General features: G+C 64.0%; 18 protein-coding genes, 1 tRNA gene and 1 pseudogene. 16 read left to right on the forward strand and 4 right to left on the reverse strand.

Annotated elements, in window-relative coordinates; translation table 11 throughout:
* The first annotated feature begins 57 nt into the window (after positions 1–57).
* The gene (locus tag BMX04_RS11490) at positions 58–297 is read left to right on the forward strand and encodes a hypothetical protein (RefSeq protein WP_050661705.1); all 240 of its coding nucleotides are present in this window, start codon (positions 58–60) and stop codon (positions 295–297) included.
* 259 nt (positions 298–556) lie between these two features.
* Here BMX04_RS11490 and meaB read toward each other — a convergent pair whose 3' ends face one another.
* A complete protein-coding gene (gene meaB / locus BMX04_RS11495) occupies positions 557–1,525 on the reverse strand; it encodes a methylmalonyl Co-A mutase-associated GTPase MeaB (RefSeq protein WP_074786630.1) in 969 nt (322 codons plus the stop codon).
* A 212-nt stretch (positions 1,526–1,737) separates the two neighbouring features.
* Here meaB and hrpB point away from each other — a divergent pair, with 212 nt between their 5' ends.
* The 5 genes from hrpB to BMX04_RS11515 all read left to right on the forward strand — a co-directional run bounded on the left by hrpB (position 1,738) and on the right by BMX04_RS11515 (position 7,764).
* Positions 1,738–4,185, forward strand: a complete 2,448-nt coding sequence (hrpB, locus tag BMX04_RS11500) for an ATP-dependent helicase HrpB (protein ID WP_074786633.1) — start codon at positions 1,738–1,740, stop codon at positions 4,183–4,185.
* A gap of 105 nt (positions 4,186–4,290) precedes the next feature.
* Positions 4,291–4,734 carry an NUDIX hydrolase gene (locus BMX04_RS11505; protein ID WP_244888532.1) on the forward strand — a complete coding sequence of 148 codons (444 nt, stop codon included), beginning with the start codon at positions 4,291–4,293 and terminating at the stop codon, positions 4,732–4,734.
* Positions 4,735–4,821: 87 nt separating this feature from the next.
* Positions 4,822–6,303, forward strand: a complete 1,482-nt coding sequence (locus tag BMX04_RS11510; protein ID WP_074786639.1) for an inorganic phosphate transporter — start codon at positions 4,822–4,824, stop codon at positions 6,301–6,303.
* A gap of 284 nt (positions 6,304–6,587) precedes the next feature.
* The gene (locus BMX04_RS19410; protein ID WP_162838252.1) at positions 6,588–6,725 is read left to right on the forward strand and encodes a hypothetical protein; all 138 of its coding nucleotides are present in this window, start codon (positions 6,588–6,590) and stop codon (positions 6,723–6,725) included.
* A 286-nt stretch (positions 6,726–7,011) separates the two neighbouring features.
* Positions 7,012–7,764, forward strand: a complete 753-nt coding sequence (locus BMX04_RS11515; protein ID WP_074786642.1) for a Hint domain-containing protein — start codon at positions 7,012–7,014, stop codon at positions 7,762–7,764.
* On the opposite strand, the gene BMX04_RS11520 is transcribed toward BMX04_RS11515, so the two are convergent.
* A complete protein-coding gene (locus BMX04_RS11520) occupies positions 7,761–8,261 on the reverse strand; it encodes an Lrp/AsnC family transcriptional regulator (RefSeq protein ID WP_050661711.1) in 501 nt (166 codons plus the stop codon). The genes BMX04_RS11515 and BMX04_RS11520 overlap by 4 nt on opposite strands.
* A gap of 198 nt (positions 8,262–8,459) precedes the next feature.
* On the opposite strand from BMX04_RS11520, the gene trxB reads away from it, so the two are divergent.
* From trxB to nthA, 5 genes are all read left to right on the forward strand, one after another.
* A complete protein-coding gene (gene trxB / locus BMX04_RS11525; RefSeq protein WP_074786645.1) occupies positions 8,460–9,404 on the forward strand; it encodes a thioredoxin-disulfide reductase in 945 nt (314 codons plus the stop codon).
* Positions 9,405–9,572: 168 nt separating this feature from the next.
* Positions 9,573–10,640, forward strand: coding sequence for a flagellar motor switch protein FliG (locus BMX04_RS11530; RefSeq protein WP_074786648.1), 1,068 nt, complete (start codon positions 9,573–9,575; stop codon positions 10,638–10,640).
* A 39-nt stretch (positions 10,641–10,679) separates the two neighbouring features.
* Positions 10,680–11,021: an SH3-like domain-containing protein gene (locus tag BMX04_RS19760; RefSeq protein WP_074786678.1), complete on the forward strand. Its 342-nt coding sequence runs from the start codon at positions 10,680–10,682 to the stop codon at positions 11,019–11,021.
* Complete coding sequence (locus BMX04_RS19765) at positions 11,014–11,292, forward strand: SH3-like domain-containing protein (RefSeq protein WP_074786650.1); 279 nt, start codon at positions 11,014–11,016, stop codon at positions 11,290–11,292. Before BMX04_RS19760 ends, BMX04_RS19765 begins: the two co-directional genes overlap by 8 nt.
* Positions 11,282–11,938, forward strand: coding sequence for a nitrile hydratase subunit alpha (nthA, locus tag BMX04_RS11545; RefSeq protein ID WP_074786652.1), 657 nt, complete (start codon positions 11,282–11,284; stop codon positions 11,936–11,938). Before BMX04_RS19765 ends, nthA begins: the two co-directional genes overlap by 11 nt.
* A 90-nt stretch (positions 11,939–12,028) precedes the next feature.
* On the opposite strand, the gene BMX04_RS11550 is transcribed toward nthA, so the two are convergent.
* On the reverse strand, positions 12,029–12,415 hold the full coding sequence (locus tag BMX04_RS11550) for a c-type cytochrome (protein WP_074786654.1): 387 nt from the start codon (positions 12,413–12,415) through the stop codon (positions 12,029–12,031).
* A gap of 97 nt (positions 12,416–12,512) precedes the next feature.
* On the reverse strand, positions 12,513–13,214 hold the full coding sequence (gene lipB, locus BMX04_RS11555; RefSeq protein ID WP_175477354.1) for a lipoyl(octanoyl) transferase LipB: 702 nt from the start codon (positions 13,212–13,214) through the stop codon (positions 12,513–12,515).
* A gap of 103 nt (positions 13,215–13,317) precedes the next feature.
* Between lipB and BMX04_RS11560 the strand changes: the two genes are divergently transcribed.
* The 5 genes and pseudogenes from BMX04_RS11560 to BMX04_RS11580 all read left to right on the forward strand — a co-directional run.
* Positions 13,318–14,634, forward strand: coding sequence for a peptidoglycan-binding domain-containing protein (locus BMX04_RS11560; RefSeq protein WP_244888533.1), 1,317 nt, complete (start codon positions 13,318–13,320; stop codon positions 14,632–14,634).
* 99 nt (positions 14,635–14,733) lie between these two features.
* Positions 14,734–14,820: transfer RNA gene (locus BMX04_RS11565), tRNA-Leu, on the forward strand.
* A 54-nt stretch (positions 14,821–14,874) separates the two neighbouring features.
* On the forward strand, positions 14,875–16,134 hold the full coding sequence (locus tag BMX04_RS11570; RefSeq protein WP_074786658.1) for a DUF6538 domain-containing protein: 1,260 nt from the start codon (positions 14,875–14,877) through the stop codon (positions 16,132–16,134).
* Positions 16,135–16,229: 95 nt separating this feature from the next.
* The gene (locus tag BMX04_RS11575; RefSeq protein WP_074786660.1) at positions 16,230–17,144 is read left to right on the forward strand and encodes a restriction endonuclease; all 915 of its coding nucleotides are present in this window, start codon (positions 16,230–16,232) and stop codon (positions 17,142–17,144) included.
* Positions 17,145–17,289: 145 nt separating this feature from the next.
* A pseudogene (locus BMX04_RS11580) lies at positions 17,290–17,546 on the forward strand (IS256 family transposase); the annotation flags it as partial.

Raw genomic sequence — 17,546 nt, forward strand, 5'->3', positions numbered from 1 at the left:
TTTTGGGCCGCGAACCTGCCCCCTTGCAAAGACCCGCCAAGCGGCTAGGGTGGTTCCATGTTTTCCATCGAACACGACTTTGACGCCACGGTGATCACCCTTGTCGACGAGGGGAGCGCGCCCTTGGGCGAGGACGTGATCGTCAACGCTTTCGAGGAATGCGTGACGGTCGAGCAATACGATCCGCGCACCGACAGGTTGCACAAGATCACCCTGTCGATGAGCCAGTTGCGCGATCTCGGCGCGGCGCTCGACCTGCCCGAGGGCGTCTATATCCGGGGCGGAGACCGGGGGTAGTATCAGGTTCAGGTGGCTGTGAAAGTGGCCTGAAGCTGCCGTTGGCGTAAGCCGCGCATCGACGGACCGCGGTACGGCGATCCAACGCCTGTTCTGCAGACCTTTATCTCTGCCAAGTCAGGAAAACATCCATGTGATGCGCAGGTTGCAGCCAAATCGCCGTGCCGGGGGGCGGCCCGGCGATGCGCGGCGGCCTTCGGCCTTGTTCCGCGCAGGTGCTTCACTCTAACGACAGCTCCAGGCCAGTTGCTCCCTGCCCCTACACCCGGTCCAGCACCTGTGCCGCCGCGACCGCCGGGGTCAGGTCGCCCCGCGCCACCCGTGCGGCATAGTCCTCCATCAGCGCGCGCGCCTCGGCGGTCTCCAGTCGGGAGAGCAGCGCCTGACGCACCTCCTCGCCGAACCAGTAGCGCGCCTGCGCGGCGCGGCGGGCGGCGAAATGCCCCTCGGCGCGGCGCCAGTCGACCAGTGCCTGCATCTCGTCCCAGGCCGTCTGCAACCCGTCCTCCCGCAAGGCCGAAACGGTCATCGCCTTGGGAAAGCCCTCGGGGTCCTGAGGGCGTTTGCGCAACAGCCGGAGCGCGCCCGCATAGTCCGAACAGGTCCGCATCGCCGCCGGTTTCAGATCGCCATCGGCCTTGTTGACGAGGATGATGTCGGCCATCTCCATGATGCCGCGCTTGACGCCCTGCAACTCGTCACCGCCGCCCGGGGCGAGCAGCAGGATGAAGAGATCGGACATCTCCGCCACCACCGTCTCGGACTGGCCCACGCCCACGGTCTCGATCAGCACCACGTCAAAGCCTGCCGCCTCGCAGAGCGCCACGGTCTCACGCGTGCGCCGAGCGACGCCGCCGAGATGGCTGCGGCTGGGAGAGGGGCGGATAAAGGCGTTCGGGTCGCGGCTGAGGCGTTCCATCCGGGTCTTGTCGCCGAGGATCGAGCCGCCCGAGCGCGCCGAGGAGGGATCGACCGCCAGCACCGCCACGCGCAGGCCCTGCGCGGTCAGCATCATGCCGAAACTCTCGATGAAGGTCGACTTGCCCACACCGGGCGTGCCCGACAGCCCGATGCGCATCGCCTCGCGCCCGGTGTCTTTCAGCGCCTCCATCAGGTCGGCGGCCTGCGCGCGGTGATCGGCGCGGCCGCTTTCGATCAGTGTGATCGCACGTGCCAGCGCGCGCCGGTCGCCCGCGATGATCCTGTCGCTCAGTTCGGTGATATCCATGCGCCCGGCCAGAAAGGTTGTTTGCGTTGCGCCTTCATGCCTTGCGAGGAACGCGAATGTCCAGACCGGGGCACGCGCCCCTTGTTTCTTTATGGTCCAAATACTCAACCGAAACGCGGGCCACAGACGGTGGGATTTGAGTATTTTTGCCATAAAGAAACCCCGACACACCCCCTCTGGCCAATCGCGCGTCCCTGTCGGATAAGCGGGGTATGACCCGGACGCTGCCGATCCATGACGCGATCCCCGCCCTGATCGACGCATTGCGCGGGCGGGGACGTGCGGTGTTGCAGGCCCCGCCGGGCGCGGGCAAGACCACAGTGGTTCCGCTGGAGATGCTGCGCGCGGATCTCACGACGGGCCGCATCCTGATGCTGGAGCCTCGCCGCCTTGCCGCCCGCGCCGCTGCCGAGCGGATGGCGCAGACCCTGGGCGAAGGCGTTGGCGAGACCGTGGGCTACCGCATCCGGGGCGAGGCGAAGGTGGGCCGCGCCACCCGGATCGAGGTGGTGACCGAGGGCATTCTGACCCGCATGATCCAGTCGGACCCGGACCTGCCCGGCATCGGCGCGGTGATCTTCGACGAGTTTCACGAACGCTCGCTCAATGCCGATCTGGGTCTTGCGCTCTGCCTGGAAGTGGCGGGCGCGCTGCGCGACGATCTGATCCTGCTGGCGATGTCGGCCACGCTCGATGCCGGGCCGGTGGCACGGCTGATGGGCGATGTGCCGATGATCACATCGGAGGGGCGCAGTTATCCGGTCGAAACCCGCTGGCGCGACCGTCCGCGCCGCAAGGGGCAGCGGTTCGAGGACGGGGTCGCCGATCTGGTGACAGAGGCGGTGGCGGAGACGACGGGCGGCGTGCTGGTCTTTCTGCCCGGCGAGGGCGAGATCCGGCGGGTCGAGACCTTGCTCAAGGGCCGCGTGCCGCCGGAGTGCCTGATCCGTCCGCTTTTCGGCGCGATGGAGTTTGCCGCGCAGCGCGCCGCCATCGCGCCGGCGACGCAGGGCCGCAAGATCGTGCTGGCCACCGCCATCGCCGAAACCTCGCTGACAATCGAGGATATTCGCGTCGTGGTCGATGGCGGCCGGGCGCGGCGGGCGCGGTTTGATCCCGGCTCGGGCATGTCACGGCTGGTGACCGAGCCGGTGACCCGCGCCGAGGCCACGCAGCGCGCGGGCCGCGCGGGCCGCGTCGCCGAAGGGGTCTGTTTCCGGCTCTGGACCAAGGGGGAAGAGGGCGCGCTCCAGCCCTTTCCGCCCGCAGAGATCGAGGCGGCGGATCTGGCGGGGCTGGCGCTGGAACTGGCGCTCTGGGGGGCTGGGCCCGAAGGTTTGCCGTTCCTCACCCCGCCCAATCCCGGCAGTTTTTCGGAGGCGCAGGCGCTGCTGACCATGCTGGGCGCACTCGATGCGAGGGGCCTGATCACCGATCACGGGCGGGCGCTTGCCGCGCTGCCGTTACATCCGCGTCTGGCGCATATGCTGACGGTCGCAGGGCCGGATGCCGCGCGCATGGCGGCGCTGCTGGCGGATCGCGACCCGTTGGGGCGCGGCGCGCCGGTCGATCTGTCGCTCCGTCTCATGGCCCTGCGCGATCCGCGCGCCTATGCCGAGCGCCACCCCCACCCCGCCAATCGCGGTGCGGTGGAGCGCATCCGCACCGAGGCCAACCGCCTTGCGCGGCAGGCCAAGCCCATGACACCCCCGCTGAGCGATGCCGAATGCGCGGCGCTGGCCTATCCCGACCGGATCGGGCTGCGCCGCAAGGGCGACGCGCCGCGCTATGTGCTGTCGGGCGGCAAGGGCGCGGTCATGCCCGAGGACGATCCGATGGCGGGTGCGCGGCTGATCGTGGCGACGGATCTCGATGGGGACCCGCGCGAGGCCCGTATCCGGCAGGCGATGCAGATCAGCGAGGCCGAGGTCCGCGCGCTCTTCGCCGATCAGATCGTCTGGCAGGATGTCTGTCTGTGGGACAGGCGCGAGCGGCGCGTGCTGATGCGGCGGCAGGAACGCTTTGGCGCGCTGATCCTCGACGACCGGCAGTGGAAGGAGGCCCCGCCCGAGGCGGTGGCGCGCGCCATGCTGGACGGGGTGCGCGATATGGGGCTGAACTGGAGCGATGCGGCACGCCGGTTCAAGGCGCGGGTGATGCTCTGCCGCGATAGCATCGACGGACTTCCCGACCTGTCCGATGCGGCCCTGATGGACATGCTGGAGGACTGGCTGTTGCCCTATCTCAAGGGCGTCAAGACCGCGCAGGACTGGAAACGCTTCGACATGCTGGATGCGCTGCGCGCGCGGCTGACATGGGAGCAGATGCAGGCGCTCGACCGCGCGGCGCCGGCGCATTTCACCACGCCGCTGGGACGCAGGATTCCGATTGATTATGGCTCTGATCCGCCCGAGATCACCCTGCGCCTGCAAGAGATGTTCGGCCAGACCACGCATCCGGTGGTGGGCGGCACGCGATTGCGCGTCACGCTGCTGTCGCCGGGGCACAAGCCGGTGCAGACGACGACGGATATCCCCGGCTTTTGGGACAGTTCCTATGCGGATGTGCGCAAGGAGATGCGCGGGCGCTACCCGCGCCACCCCTGGCCCGAGGACCCGCGCGAGGCCGACCCGACCCTGCGCGCCAAGCCAAGAAAATGACGTTGCGGGGTGGTGAATTGCAATTTTGTTGATCTGGCCCTATATCATATATCAATAACAAAAATTTACCTGAGCAGGTTCGAAACAAATATGACCGAAGGTTTGATGAAAACCTGGACCGATCTGGTCCAGCCGCTTTTGCGCCGCCCTCGCCAGTTGCAGGTGGCCGCGATCTGCTATCGCGATGCCCCTTTGGGGCGTCAGGTTCTGTTGATCACCAGCCGGGGCACCGGGCGCTGGATCGTGCCCAAGGGCTGGCCTATCGACGGGCTGAACGCGGTCGAGGCCGCATTGCAGGAAGCGTGGGAAGAGGCCGGGGTCAAGGCCCGGGTCGAGCGTGCCGAACCGGCCGGGCGTTTCGACTATGACAAGCGCCACGACGAGGGCTACGAGACCCCCGTCGAAGCGCATGTGTTCAAGGTTTGCATTGACCGGCTGGAAGACAGCTATCCCGAGGCTGGCGAACGAGACCGCCAATGGTTTACCCCCGAAGAAGCCGCGAACCGGGTTCAGGAGCCGGGGTTGCAGGCCATTCTGCGGCAAATGTGACGGTTTCGTAACAGAATTGCACTAACTCCATTGATCTGAGGCTTCAATCCCCCTAGGCGAGACGCGCAGCATCCGGGGGAGTTTCGCGTGGCTGGGTCACCTGACAGCAAGCAATGGAACACGGTCGACAAGGACCTGAACAAGATTTCTCAGGTCGAATACGCGACGGCGTATATCTCGCGCCCGCTGGTGGCGCCGGGCGTGGCGCTTGCATTCATGGTCATGGCGGGGCTGGCGGCGGCGCTTCTCTTCGGGACCACGCCGGTCAATATTGTGGTGATCGCGGCGGCGGTGATCGGGGCCTATATGGCCATCAATATCGGGGCCAATGACGTCGCCAACAACATGGGCCCCGCGGTCGGGGCCAATGCGCTCAGCATGGGCGGGGCCATCGCCATCGCCGCGATTTTCGAGAGTGCCGGTGCGCTGGTGGCCGGTGGGGATGTCGTCTCGACCATATCCAAGGGCATCATCGACCCGACAAGCGTGGCCGAAACACGCGCCTTTATCTGGGCAATGATGGCCGCGCTGCTGAGCGCCGCGCTGTGGATCAACCTTGCTACCTGGGTCGGCGCGCCGGTCTCGACCACGCATTCGGTGGTGGGCGGCGTGATGGGGGCCGGGATCGCCGCGGCCGGGCTGGGGGCGGTGAACTGGCCCACCATGGGCGCGATTGCGGCAAGCTGGGTGATCTCGCCGGTGCTGGGCGGCGTGATCGCCGCCGCGTTCCTCGCCCTGATCAAGAGCCGCATCCTCTATCAGGAGGACAAGATCGCCGCCGCCCGGCGTTGGGTGCCGATCCTTGTGGCGATCATGGCCGGGGCCTTTGCCGCCTATCTCGCGCTCAAGGGGCTGAAGAAGGTGCTGCCGATCACCATGCAGAGCGCGCTGCTGATCGGGCTTGCGCTCGGGTTGATGACTTATGTCGTCACCCGCCCGCTGATCGCGCGCAAATCACGCGGTATGGAAAACCGCAATAAATCGGTCAAGGTGCTGTTCGCGATGCCGCTGGTTCTGTCGGCGGCGCTGTTGTCGTTTGCGCATGGGGCCAATGACGTGGCCAATGCGGTGGGGCCGCTGGCGGCGATCGTGCACGCCTCGGACCTGGGCGGTGTCGCCAGTCAGGTCTCGATTCCCGCCTGGGTGATGGTGATCGGGGCCTTCGGGATTTCCTTTGGCCTGTTTCTTTTCGGGCCCAAGCTGATCCGGATGGTCGGCGGTCAGATCACCAAGCTGAACCCGATGCGCGCCTATTGCGTGGCGCTGTCGGCGGCGATCACGGTGATCGTGGCAAGCTGGCTGGGTCTGCCGGTGAGTTCCACGCATATCGCCGTGGGCGCGGTGTTTGGCGTGGGGTTCTTCCGAGAATGGCACATGGCGCGGCGGCGGCGGGTGCTGAACAATGCCCGCCCCGACCCGATGCGCATCGCCCCCGAGGAGCGGCGGCGGCGCAAGCTGGTGCGCCGCAGCCATTTCCTGACCATCATCGCCGCATGGGTGATCACGGTGCCCGCCGCCGCGCTGATGTCGAGCGTGATCTTTGTGCTGCTGAACAGCCTGATCCGCTAAGCGCGCAGGCCGCCGAAATCGGGCGGGATCTGGGCGAGATCGGCACGATTCTCGCCGCATTGGCGCTGCATCCGCCCGAGCGTGGTCGGGAATGAAAGACAAGTATTAGTATTTTATTTAATATAATCAATTATTTGAATGACCGGCACAGGTCCGCATCAGATTCTACGGCTTTCCCTGAATTTTCTGCGTTGCCGTCAAAACTTGGCCCCAAAACCCGAGCATAGTTGCCATTAGAGAAACAATGCACCCCAAGACGGGCAGAGCAGAACGAGGACACGGTCATGAAAGCACGTTGGTTGAAATCGGTGGTCAAGCACAGCAAGGACGCCGCCCCTGCCCTGCCCTATGCACGTGGCACCCGCCAAACGGCGAGGCGCGCGCGGATGGCACACCCGCCGAAGGCAGTGAAATCCGCCTGAGCGCGGATCAGATTACAGGCAAACAGGTCAACGGGGTCGCGCAACGCGGCCCCGTTGCGCGATTCGGGGGCATATGGCGGAATATGGCGAACCCGCGCATGATCCGTGAACAAAGCGGCATGTTTCGCGCGATCATTCGCGAAACTGGAACAATGCCCCCGGAAACTTGACGCAAAGCCGCAGGTGGACGCAGACTATTTCCGTCAAGTGAACAGATCTTGTCCATCTGTCGTTGTCGGTGGGGGCCGACGCGGTTGTGACAACCTTGAGTGAAAGGTTACACAGCATGACCATCCCCCGCCTGTCGCCCCGCGCCGAGGCTCTGCCGCGCGTTGGCGTGCCACAGCTTCCTGTCGCCCCGAAAACGCGCCGATATCGCAGCCTCTGGACGGATCTTTCCGGTGAAATCAAGGAAACTGAGCAGGAGGCCCCGGTGCATCCGCTGTTTGATGCGGCGCATTCAGCGTTCGTGCGTGGCACGCTGATCCTGACGCCCCGGGGGCCGGTCGCGATCGAAGACCTGCTGCCCGGCGACAAGGTGATGACCGCAGCGCATGGGCCGCTTGCCATCTCATGGATCGGGTCGATGGCGCTGCTCCCTCAGGCGCAGGGCACTGGGCCACGCCTGACCCGGATCATGGCCGACGCTTTTGGCATCGGGCGTCCGCTTGCCGATCTGATGGCGGGGCCGGGGGCGCGCCTGCTTGGTCGTCCGCGCCACCTGCGGGATCGGCTCGGGTCGGATCATGTGCTGACGCCCGCGCATGTGATGGCGGATGGCCAGAACACGTTCTGCGTCATTCCCCGCCAGACCGTCACCCTCTACCACCTGTGCCTGAGACGGCACGCGGTGATCACGGCAAACGGGCTCGAGGTCGAGAGCTTTCACCCCGGGGCCGGGTTCGACCGCGACTGCGGTGCCGAGACGCTGCGCCGCTTCCTGTCGCTGTTTCCACATATCCACACATTGCAGGATTTCGGCCCGCTCGCCCACCTGCGCCTGCCGCTCGACACGCCCGATACGCTGGACGTGGCCTAGGCCGATTGGCTGAGCCGCGCCTCGAGGATGTCGAACGGCACGCCGGGCTCATCCTTGGCGCCGCGAATGACCAGTGAGGTCTTGACGCTCGCCACGTTGTCGGCGGCGGTCAACTCCTCGGTCAGGAACCGCTGAAAGGTCGACAGATCCGGTGCCACGCATTTGAGGATGAAATCCACCTCGCCATTGAGCATGTGACATTCGCGCACCAGCGGCCACGCCCGGCAACGCGCCTCGAAAGCCGAGAGGTCCGCCTCGGCCTGGCTCTGCAACCCGACCATGGCGAAGACCTGCACCTCGAAGCCCAATTCGCGCGGGTCCACCTCGGCGTGATAGCCGCGGATATAGCCCTGCTCCTCCAGCGTGCGCACCCGGCGCAGGCAGGGCGGGGCCGATATCCCCACGCGCTTGGCCAGTTCCACATTGGTCATCCGGCCATCGGCCTGCAATTCCGCCAGTATCTTGCGATCTATCGGATCAAGACGGGATGCCGCCATGTCGTCATACTCCCTGATATTCGCAGATGTTATATCACCGCCGTTGGCACACGCAATAATCTTTCGCATTTGCGCAACATCATTTCCCCGATCAACGGTCGCAGGCGGCGCAATGCCGCTTTGCACGGGGTTACATCCCGCGTCCGGCATCGCTATATCTCGGCCCCGAAATCGCGGATCATCAGGAAGAGAATCTCCATGTCCCAGACCACCCATACGAAATGCCTGATCATCGGGTCGGGCCCCGCCGGCTATACTGCCGGGGTCTATGCCGCCCGCGCCATGCTGGAGCCGATCCTCGTGCAGGGGATCGAGCCGGGCGGGCAGCTGACCACCACCACCGAGGTGGAGAACTGGCCCGGCGATACCGAGGTGCAGGGCCCCGACCTGATGGTCCGCATGGAGGCGCATGCCAAGGCGATGGGCTGTGCCATCGTCGGCGATATCATCTCTGAGCTGGACACCGGGAGCCGTCCTTTCGTGGCCAAGGGCGACAGCGGCGCGACCTATACGGCCGATGCCGTGATCCTCGCCACCGGCGCGCGCGCGAAATGGCTGGGGCTGGACAGTGAAGAGGCGTTCAAGGGCTTTGGCGTTTCGGCCTGCGCCACCTGTGACGGGTTTTTCTATCGCGGGCAGGAGATCGTGGTGATCGGCGGCGGCAACACCGCCGTGGAAGAGGCGCTGTTCCTGACCAATTTCGCCTCCAAGGTGACGCTGATTCACCGCCGCGACGAGCTTCGGGCCGAGAAGATCCTGCAGGACCGGCTGATGAAGAACCCCAAGATCGAACCGCTGTGGTTCCACACGCTCGACGAGGTGTTCGGCGACGACAATCCCAAGGGCGTCGAGGGCGTGCGGGTGCGCCATGTCGAGACCGGCGAGATCACCGAGATCCCCTGCAAGGGCGTGTTCATCGCCATCGGCCACGCGCCTGCGAGCGAGCTGGTGAAGGGCAAGGTCGAGATGCACCACGGCGATTATGTCAAGGTCGAGCCGGGCAGCACTCGCACCTCGGTCCCGGGGCTGTTTGCGGCCGGTGACCTGACCGATCATGTCTACCGACAGGCGGTCACAAGTGCCGGTATGGGCTGCATGGCGGCGCTTGATGCGGAGAAGTTCCTCGCCGAGCACGAGGGCTGACCGGGTTTGTAAAAGCGGTGTGGCTGCGCCACACAGGGTCTTGGGATGGGGGCGCTGCCCCCAAACCCCCGGAGTATTTTCGCCAAAAAGAAACCCGGACCGGGTTCAGAATTTCTTCATCCCTTGCGCCGCATGATCCTTGCCGGATCAGGCAACAGGGATCGAGGCATGGGCGCACCACCAGCACGCATTGAGGCCCCGGCGCGGCGCGGCGCGGCGGCGCATCTGACCCGCGCGCAAAAGGCGGCGATCATCGTCCGGTTCTTGCTGAACGAGGGCACCGATGTGCCGCTGACCGATCTGCCGGACGGCTTGCAGGCGCGGCTGACCACGCAGATGGGCTCGATGCGCTACGTGGATCGCGGCACGCTGGCCGATGTCGTCGCCGAGTTCGCGCAGGAACTGGAAGGGATGGGCCTGACCTTTCCACGCGGGGTGGCGGGGGCGCTTTCAGCGCTGGATGGCCGGATCAGCCCGCAAACCGCGATGCGCCTGCGCAAGGAGGCGGGCGTGCGCCAATATGGCGACCCGTGGGATCTGGTGCAGGGTGCGACCCCCGAGGCGCTGTTGCCGATCCTCGAGGAGGAGAGCGCGGAGGTCGCGGCGGTGGTGCTGTCGAAGCTCGACGTGGCGCGCGCCGCCGACCTGCTGGGCCGCCTGCCCGGGCCGGTCGCGCGGCGCATCACCTATGCCATCTCGCAGACCGGATCGGTCAGCCCCGAGGCGGTGGACCGGATCGGGCTTGCGCTGGCGGCACAACTGCATGACGTGCCCGAGGTCGCCTTTGCAGAGGGCGCGGTGGAACGCGTGGGGGCGATCCTGAACTATTCGGCCTCGGCCACCCGCGACGAGATGCTGGAGGGGCTGGAGGAAACGGATCAGGATTTCGCGGCACTGGCGCGCCGGGCGATCTTTACCTTCGTGCATATCCCCGAGCGGGTGACTGCCACCGACATCCCCCGGATCACCCGCGAGGTCGATCAGCCGCTGCTGGTGACGGCACTGGCCGGGGCGCAGGCTGGTGAGCTGGCCCCGGCGGCGGAGTTCATCCTGGCCAACATGAGCAAGCGCATGGCCGAGGCGATCCGCGAAGAGATGCAGGAGGCGGGCCGCGTGCGCCCCCGCGACGGCGAGGCGGCGATGACCGAGGTGGTGAACGCCATCCGCAGGCTGGAGGCGGCGGGCGAGATCACCCTGCGCCGTCCCGATGAAGAGGAGGAAGACGCGCAAGGCTAGGGCTGGACAGGGCGCGGGGCCATGCCTAGGCTGATGTACATGAGTGATTGGGACGGACGCCGCTGGCACGACATGGGCGGACAGGACGCAGGGCCTGTGCCGATGGACGGGCATGATTTCGCGCTGTGGGAAAAGCGCATCGACGCGCTCATGGTGCTCTGCGGTCAAAAGGGGCTTTTCACCGTCGACGGGCTGCGCCGCGCGCTTGAGGACATGGGCGAGGAGGCGTTCGAGACGATGAGCTACTATGAACGCTGGATCGCCGCCGTGAACCAGAACCTGATCGAGGCCGGGGCCTATAGCCTGGAGGAGTTGGCCGGCCGCATGGACGAGGTCGCACAGCGCGGCCCCACCTATGGCGAGGCGCAGGGCGATGGCTGAGCGGGTGCGCGTCAGGACCCTCACACCGCCCGGCCATGTGCGCGCGCCCTGGTATCTGCGCGGCAAGGTCGGCGTGATCGAGCGGCCCCTGGGGGCGTTCGCCAATCCCGAGCAACTGGCCTATGGCCTGCCCGCCGAGGAAAAGCCGCTATACCGCGTGCGCTTTACCATGGCCGATGTCTGGGGCGAGGGGGCGGAGGCCCCCAACGACACGCTTGACGCCGAACTTTATGGCCACTGGCTGGAAAGGCTGGATGCCCATGCCGCATGATCATCACGATCACGACCATGTTCACCCCGAGGGCCTGAGCCCCTCGGGGCATCCCTATCGCACCGATAACGACGCCCCGCTGAGCTATTGGCAGCGCATGGAGATCGCGGTGCGCGAGTTGCTGGTGGAAAAGGGCCATGTGACCCCCGCCGAGATCGCCGCGCAGATCGACGCGATGGATGCCCGCAGCCCCGCCAATGGCGCGGCGGTGGTGGCCCGTGCCTGGACCGATCCGGCCTTCAAGGCGCGGCTGCTGGAGAATGCCTCGGAGGCAAGCCGCGAGATGGGCTTCGATATCGGCCCGCTGCACCTGATCGCGGTGGAGAACACCCAAGACACCCATAACCTTATCGTGTGCACGCTTTGTTCGTGCTATCCGCGCAACCTGCTGGGCCTGCCGCCGGACTGGTACAAGACCCGCGCCTATCGCAGCCGCGCCGTGCGTGAGCCGCGCGCCGTGCTGCGCGAGTTCGGTCTCGACCTGCCCGATCATGTGACGGTGCGCGTGCATGACAGCACTGCCGACATGCGCTATATCGTGCTGCCCGCGCGCGCCCGAGGCACCGATGGGATGACCGAAGCGGAGCTGACGGCGCTGGTCACCCGAGATTCGATGATCGGCACCGGCGTGCCGCGTCAGCCGTGACCGGCATGTGACAGCATCTGGCAAGGCGGTCGAAACGCAAAAGGCCGCGCGGGATGCCGCGCGGCCTTTGCACTGTCAGGATATGCCCGCTTACTCGGAGAAGGTCGCGAGATAGGCGGCGACGTCTTCCTGACCCTTGCGCAGCTTGAAGGTCATCTTGGAGCGGCTTCCGAGGAAGTCGTTGGGGTCGGTCACGTATTCGGCAAGGTTCTCCTCGGTCCAGACCTCACCGGCCTCTGCCTTGGCCTGAAGCCCGTCGGAATACTTGAAATCCTCGACGCCACCCATGGTGCGGCCGATCACGCCATGAAGGTTGGGACCGATCTTGCCACCCTTCACGATGGTCTCGGAGTCCGAGGCGATCATGTGACACGCCTTGCACTTGTTGAATTCTTTTTCGCCTTTGGCGGCGTCCTGCGCCAAGGCGGGCATGGCGAGCGCCACCAGGGTTGCGGTTGCGGCGATCAGGGTCTTCATGGGCTACCTCACTGTCGATTTGGTTGCAGTCTGTTAGGACAATAGATCGGCTGACCCATGTTGCAAGCTCAACTTTGCCGCAGGGCGGATCCTCGCGTCAGCCCGGGAACTCGGGCGGCGGGAAGGCCCCGTCGAAGCAACGCCGCAGCGCCACGTCGAGATCGGCCATCGTCACCGGCAGGCCCAGATCGACAAGGCTGGTGACGCCGTGTTCGGTGATGCCGCAGGGCACGATCCCGGTGAAATGCTCGATATCGGGCTCCACATTGATCGAAATCCCGTGAAAACTGATCCACTTGCGCAGGCGGATGCCGATGGCGGCGATCTTGTCCTCGGGCCGCGCCCCGGTGGCGGTGAGCGGTTTGTCGTCACGCGCCACCCACACGCCGACGCGCCCATCGCGGATCTCACCGGTCACGTTGAATTGATCCAGCGTCGCGATCACCCATGCCTCAAGCTGCTGCACGAAGCGGCGCACATCGCGCCCCCGACGCCCGACATCGAGCATCACATAGACCACGCGCTGCCCGGGACCGTGATAGGTATACTGCCCGCCGCGTTTCGACGCGTAGACCGGAAAGCGGTCGGGATCGGTGAGATCAGCGGGCTTGGCCGAGGTGCCAGCGGTATAGAGTGGCGGATGCTCGAGCAGCCAGATCGCCTCGGCGGCGTCACCCGAAGCGATTCGCGCCGCGCGCGTCTCCATCGCCTCTACCGCGTCCGGATAGGGGGTCAGACCGGCGGAGATGTGCCATTCCACGCCGTTTTGATCGGTCTCGATGCGGGTTTCGGGTGTCAAGGCTGGACTCGATGCACGCGGAAGGGAAAGATGTGGTATAGTCGTTCAAAGTTCTGCTGCACCTGATTAGGGGAGATGAGAGATGGTTTCAAAGCGAATTGTGATGGCGGCCCTGGCTGCGAGTGTGGCCCTGCCCGCCGGGCGCGCGGCTGCGGATTTCGCGGATGGTCTGGTTGGCGGCCTTGTCGGCGGCGCGGTCAGCGGCATCATCGTCAACGAAAGCGCCAAGGCGCGCGAGCGCAAGCGCACCACGACCACCACCACGCGGCGGGTCTATCGCGCCCCGGTCAACACGGTCGAACGGCAGCAGGTCCGTGAGACGCAGACCGCGCTGAACTATTTCGGCTTTCCCGCAGGCACGCCTGACGGTGTGCGCGGACGCAACACGCGCAACGCCGTGTCGCAGTTTCAGGGCCATATGAGCTATCCGATGACCGGGTATCTGGCCGATTACGAGCGGCAGTTCCTGATCTCGTCCTACTACCGGGCGCAGAGCAGCGGGGCCACCACCTCGCAGCTGATCGCGCAGCGCGGCCAGGGCACGCGCGGGCTTTTGCATGCCTATCGCGACGAGGCGGTGGGCGTGCCGACCTATGCCGCGGCCCCAGTGCCGCAGGCACAGGGTCAGTCGCGGGTCATGGCCGCCGTGCCGCAGGCGGCGCAGGTGCCGCAGGCCGAGCCGCAGCCGCAGACGCAGACGGCGTCGTCCGCGCTGCCCAACCTGATGGCATCGGGCGGCGACGGGCCGTCGCTGGCCTCGCATTGCAACCAGGTCAGCCTGATCACCAATTCCAATGGTGGGTTTGTGACCGAGGCCTCGCTGTCTGACGCGCGGTTTGCCCTCAATGAGCAGTTCTGCCTCGCGCGGACCTATGCGATCGCCGAGGGCGAGACCATTGCCGCGAACCTCAAGGGCGTGACCCCCGAACAACTCGAGGATCAGTGCCGCGCCTTCGGCCCGGCGATGCGCGATTATGTCTCGGCGCTGTCGCTCAACGAGCGCGATGCGGTGATCAGCGATGTGCGCGGCTTCGTGCTGCAATCCGGCCAGTCGCCCGCACAATTGGCGGGCACCGCCAAGGTCTGTCTGTCGGTGGGCTACCGGATCGACAACATGAATGTCGCACTCGGCTCTGGCCTGTTGCTCACCGCCCTGGGCGAAGAAGCCTATGGCGAATTGATGGGCCACCACCTCAACGAAGGGTTCGGCACCACCCGCCGCCCCGATTTGGCACTCGCGTGGTATGACGGCGCGGTGACGGCGGTGGAAAAGGGCGCGGAGCCGGTCTTTGCGCCGGGCAATTCGGAGCGCAACTCGCTCATTCGCAAGGCCGCGTTCCAGTCCAAGGGCGCGCAGGCCCCCAAGCCGGAGGAGACGGTGCAACCCGCCTCGACCCTGCCCACATTCTCGCTCGACTGAGCGCGCGGACCGGCCTGAAAAAATCCGGAGGGGCAATGGTTTTGCCCCTTCACAATCCCGATCAGGTTGCTTATACGGCGCGCACCTACCTGATCACGTGCGGTCGTGGCGGAATTGGTAGACGCGCAGCGTTGAGGTCGCTGTGGGGTAACACCCGTGGAGGTTCGAGTCCTCTCGACCGCACCAGATCCTAATAAAATCAAGGGCTTACTCTCCCAACTGTAAGGGAGAAAAAGACCCGTGACCCGTACACTTCCCAAAGGAATCTTCAAGCGTGGCGACGTCTATGCTGTGAGGTTCTCGGTGCCGACTGAGGTTCAATCCGTGGTCGGAAAGAAAGAGATTATCCGCTCTCTCGGAACGAAAGACCTAGGTGAAGCCCTAGGCAAACGAGGGGAGGTCTTGGAGCAAATCAAGGCTTCCCTGTTCTCGGACTTCGAGGACGAACCCCAGCCGCTACGCGCTCAGCCGTTCCGAGCCGCTCACCCTAGAACTTGCAATTCCCGAGGCACCACCGTCCGAGAGACAGCACACCGTTGGCTGAGCGAGAGCGACGGGATCAACAATGCCACCCGCGCCAGATACCGCAGCATCCTTGCGAGGTTCGAAGAATACTCTGGCAACTGTGAGGTCACCAAGATTAACCGCGAGTTGGCCTTGGGCTTCATGGATCATTTGAAATCCATCCCCTCCCCAAGGACCGGACAGCTTCTCTCGCACCGTAGCCTCTCCATCCATCAAATCTGTCTGGCGTCTTACTGGCGTGTCTTGGAACACTGGGGGCTTGTCGATGGCGACATGAAGAACCCCTTCTCGTCGCTGCTGCGCCGCTTGGCAGGACAGAGGAAGAAGGTTGATCCGAGGAAGAAGAACCTCAGACCCGTGACCCGTAGCGAGGCAGAGGCTCTGCTATCGTACATCGCTGGAAATGATCGTCTCAAGTATCAGCGGGAAATGTACGTGACCGTGAGGTTGCTTTGGGTGACCGCGTGTCGCCTCGGGGAAATCGCCGGGTTGGCCCTGACCGACATAGACGACCAAGGCGACCATATCCGGTTAAAGATCACCGGGGCCAAGACGGAGGCCGGGAACCGTACAGTGATGATTGTGGGACAAGGGGATTGCGAGTTGCTCAGAGACGCCATGAGACGTGCTGTAGTGGCTGAGCCGGTATGTCCCGAGAACGAGGGCCTGTTGTTCCCTAGGTTGCTCAGAGGCGGTTACGACAGGACCACAGGGCATTACCTTGGGAAAGCCTTGGAGAAAGCGCGAAAGACGTTGGCGCTAAATGCCGACGAGTGGGACATGCATTCTTTCAGGCGTACCGGGGTTTCGGCCTTGGTCAACGCTGGGGTGGCTAAGGAGGCCCGGAACCTTGCAGTAGGTCACTCGAACAAGGACGATATTGGCATGTCTGTCTATGCGAAGCGGGGTGATCTTAGCGAGGTGATTAGGACGACCTTTGAGGCGCTGTACAAGGAACTGGGTGTGGGCCTGTAGAGCGCCTTGAGGGGGCCGGGGGAAACGCTGGCCTTTCATTTTCCCAATGTCTCAGCAAATATAAGCACAAACACCGAAGGTTGAGGCATGACCACATGATCCCGGACTATCAATCTCTGATGAGGCCAGTGTTGGACTGCGCAAAGAGCGAGCCGCGAAAAGTCTCTGACGTAGTCGAGGAACTCTCCAATAGCCTTGGACTTTCAGATGAAGAAAAGCGTCAAATGTTGCCCAGTGGCAAACAAACGGTGATGGCCAATCGGGTGCATTGGGCGCGAACCTATATGAAACAGGCTGGCTTAGTTTCAAACCCCAAACGGGGTTGGTACCAACTAACCGATAAGGGCCGCGAAATTGCCGACGATACTTCTATTCATTTGAACACAAAATATCTTGAGCGGTTTGAACAATTTCAAGAGTTCAAGTCTAGGACGCGCGATGCAGAGATCGACAGTCCAACTCAATCTACCGACACCGATGACAGTACGACCCCTGATGAGAACCTACAAGCTGCGCATAGACGCTTGAACGCAGCGCTTGCCGCAAATCTCTTGGATTCGGTTCGAAAGGCATCACCAGCTTTCTTTGAAACCCTGATTGTCGATTTGCTGTTGGCTATGGGTTATGGTGGATCGTCGGAAGATGCTGGCAGAGCCTTGGGGCAAACCGGTGATAACGGTGTTGATGGCGTTGTTGACCAAGACCCTCTTGGAGTCGACCAGATCTACTTGCAAGCGAAGCGATATGCAGCTGTTAACACGGTAGGCGGTGGCGATATTCGAAATTTCTTTGGTGCATTGAGTCTCAAAAAGGCGACCAAAGGCATCTTTGTCACGACCTCAAGCTTCTCCACATCAGCAAAACAAACAGCCGAAAATCTAGGCTCTCGCATTGTGTTGATTGACGGACCACAACTCGCCAAGTTGATGATCCGATACAATATAGGATGTCGTGACAAGGACATCTTGCATATTAAGGAATTGGACGAGGCTTTCTTTGAGGAAGCCTAGACGAAATTGCCGCCAAGAACCTCTGACGTTGTATGTTGTCGAGGCGAATATGAGTTATAACCGAAAGTTGGTGACGGCCCGAATGGGCGGCATATCATGGCGTTGTTGAAGCGCCGCAATTCTCATTGAGAAAAGGATATGCCACATGACCAAGAATACAGTTATCGACTTCGCAAAACCAAGCGATTTTTCACCTGATCCGCTGACGGATCTTCTGCGAGCAGGTGCGCAGGAACTTCTGGCTACTGCGGTGCGCGCGGAGGTGTCCGAATTCATGGGCGGTCACGCGCACCTTTTGGACGACGAGGGCCGCCAGCGTTTGGTGCGCCACGGGTTTCTGCCGGAGCGCGAGGTTATGACCGGGATTGGCAAGGTAGCGGTTCAGGTTCCTCGGGTAAGGGA

Origin of the sequence: Roseovarius tolerans (assembly GCF_900109855.1) — a bacterium.
Classification (GTDB): domain Bacteria; phylum Pseudomonadota; class Alphaproteobacteria; order Rhodobacterales; family Rhodobacteraceae; genus Roseovarius; species Roseovarius tolerans.

Coding starts and splice junctions, on each gene's coding strand:
- BMX04_RS11490 (WP_050661705.1), top strand. CDS start 58: ATGTTTTCCATCGAACACGACTTTGACGCCACGGTGATCACCCTTGTC.
- meaB (WP_074786630.1), bottom strand. CDS start 1,525: ATGGATATCACCGAACTGAGCGACAGGATCATCGCGGGCGACCGGCGC.
- hrpB (WP_074786633.1), top strand. CDS start 1,738: ATGACCCGGACGCTGCCGATCCATGACGCGATCCCCGCCCTGATCGAC.
- BMX04_RS11505 (WP_244888532.1), top strand. CDS start 4,291: ATGAAAACCTGGACCGATCTGGTCCAGCCGCTTTTGCGCCGCCCTCGC.
- BMX04_RS19410 (WP_162838252.1), top strand. CDS start 6,588: ATGAAAGCACGTTGGTTGAAATCGGTGGTCAAGCACAGCAAGGACGCC.
- BMX04_RS11515 (WP_074786642.1), top strand. CDS start 7,012: ATGACCATCCCCCGCCTGTCGCCCCGCGCCGAGGCTCTGCCGCGCGTT.
- BMX04_RS11520 (WP_050661711.1), bottom strand. CDS start 8,261: ATGGCGGCATCCCGTCTTGATCCGATAGATCGCAAGATACTGGCGGAA.
- trxB (WP_074786645.1), top strand. CDS start 8,460: ATGTCCCAGACCACCCATACGAAATGCCTGATCATCGGGTCGGGCCCC.
- BMX04_RS11530 (WP_074786648.1), top strand. CDS start 9,573: ATGGGCGCACCACCAGCACGCATTGAGGCCCCGGCGCGGCGCGGCGCG.
- BMX04_RS19760 (WP_074786678.1), top strand. CDS start 10,680: ATGAGTGATTGGGACGGACGCCGCTGGCACGACATGGGCGGACAGGAC.
- BMX04_RS19765 (WP_074786650.1), top strand. CDS start 11,014: ATGGCTGAGCGGGTGCGCGTCAGGACCCTCACACCGCCCGGCCATGTG.
- nthA (WP_074786652.1), top strand. CDS start 11,282: ATGCCGCATGATCATCACGATCACGACCATGTTCACCCCGAGGGCCTG.
- BMX04_RS11550 (WP_074786654.1), bottom strand. CDS start 12,415: ATGAAGACCCTGATCGCCGCAACCGCAACCCTGGTGGCGCTCGCCATG.
- BMX04_RS11560 (WP_244888533.1), top strand. CDS start 13,318: ATGGCGGCCCTGGCTGCGAGTGTGGCCCTGCCCGCCGGGCGCGCGGCT.
- BMX04_RS11575 (WP_074786660.1), top strand. CDS start 16,230: ATGATCCCGGACTATCAATCTCTGATGAGGCCAGTGTTGGACTGCGCA.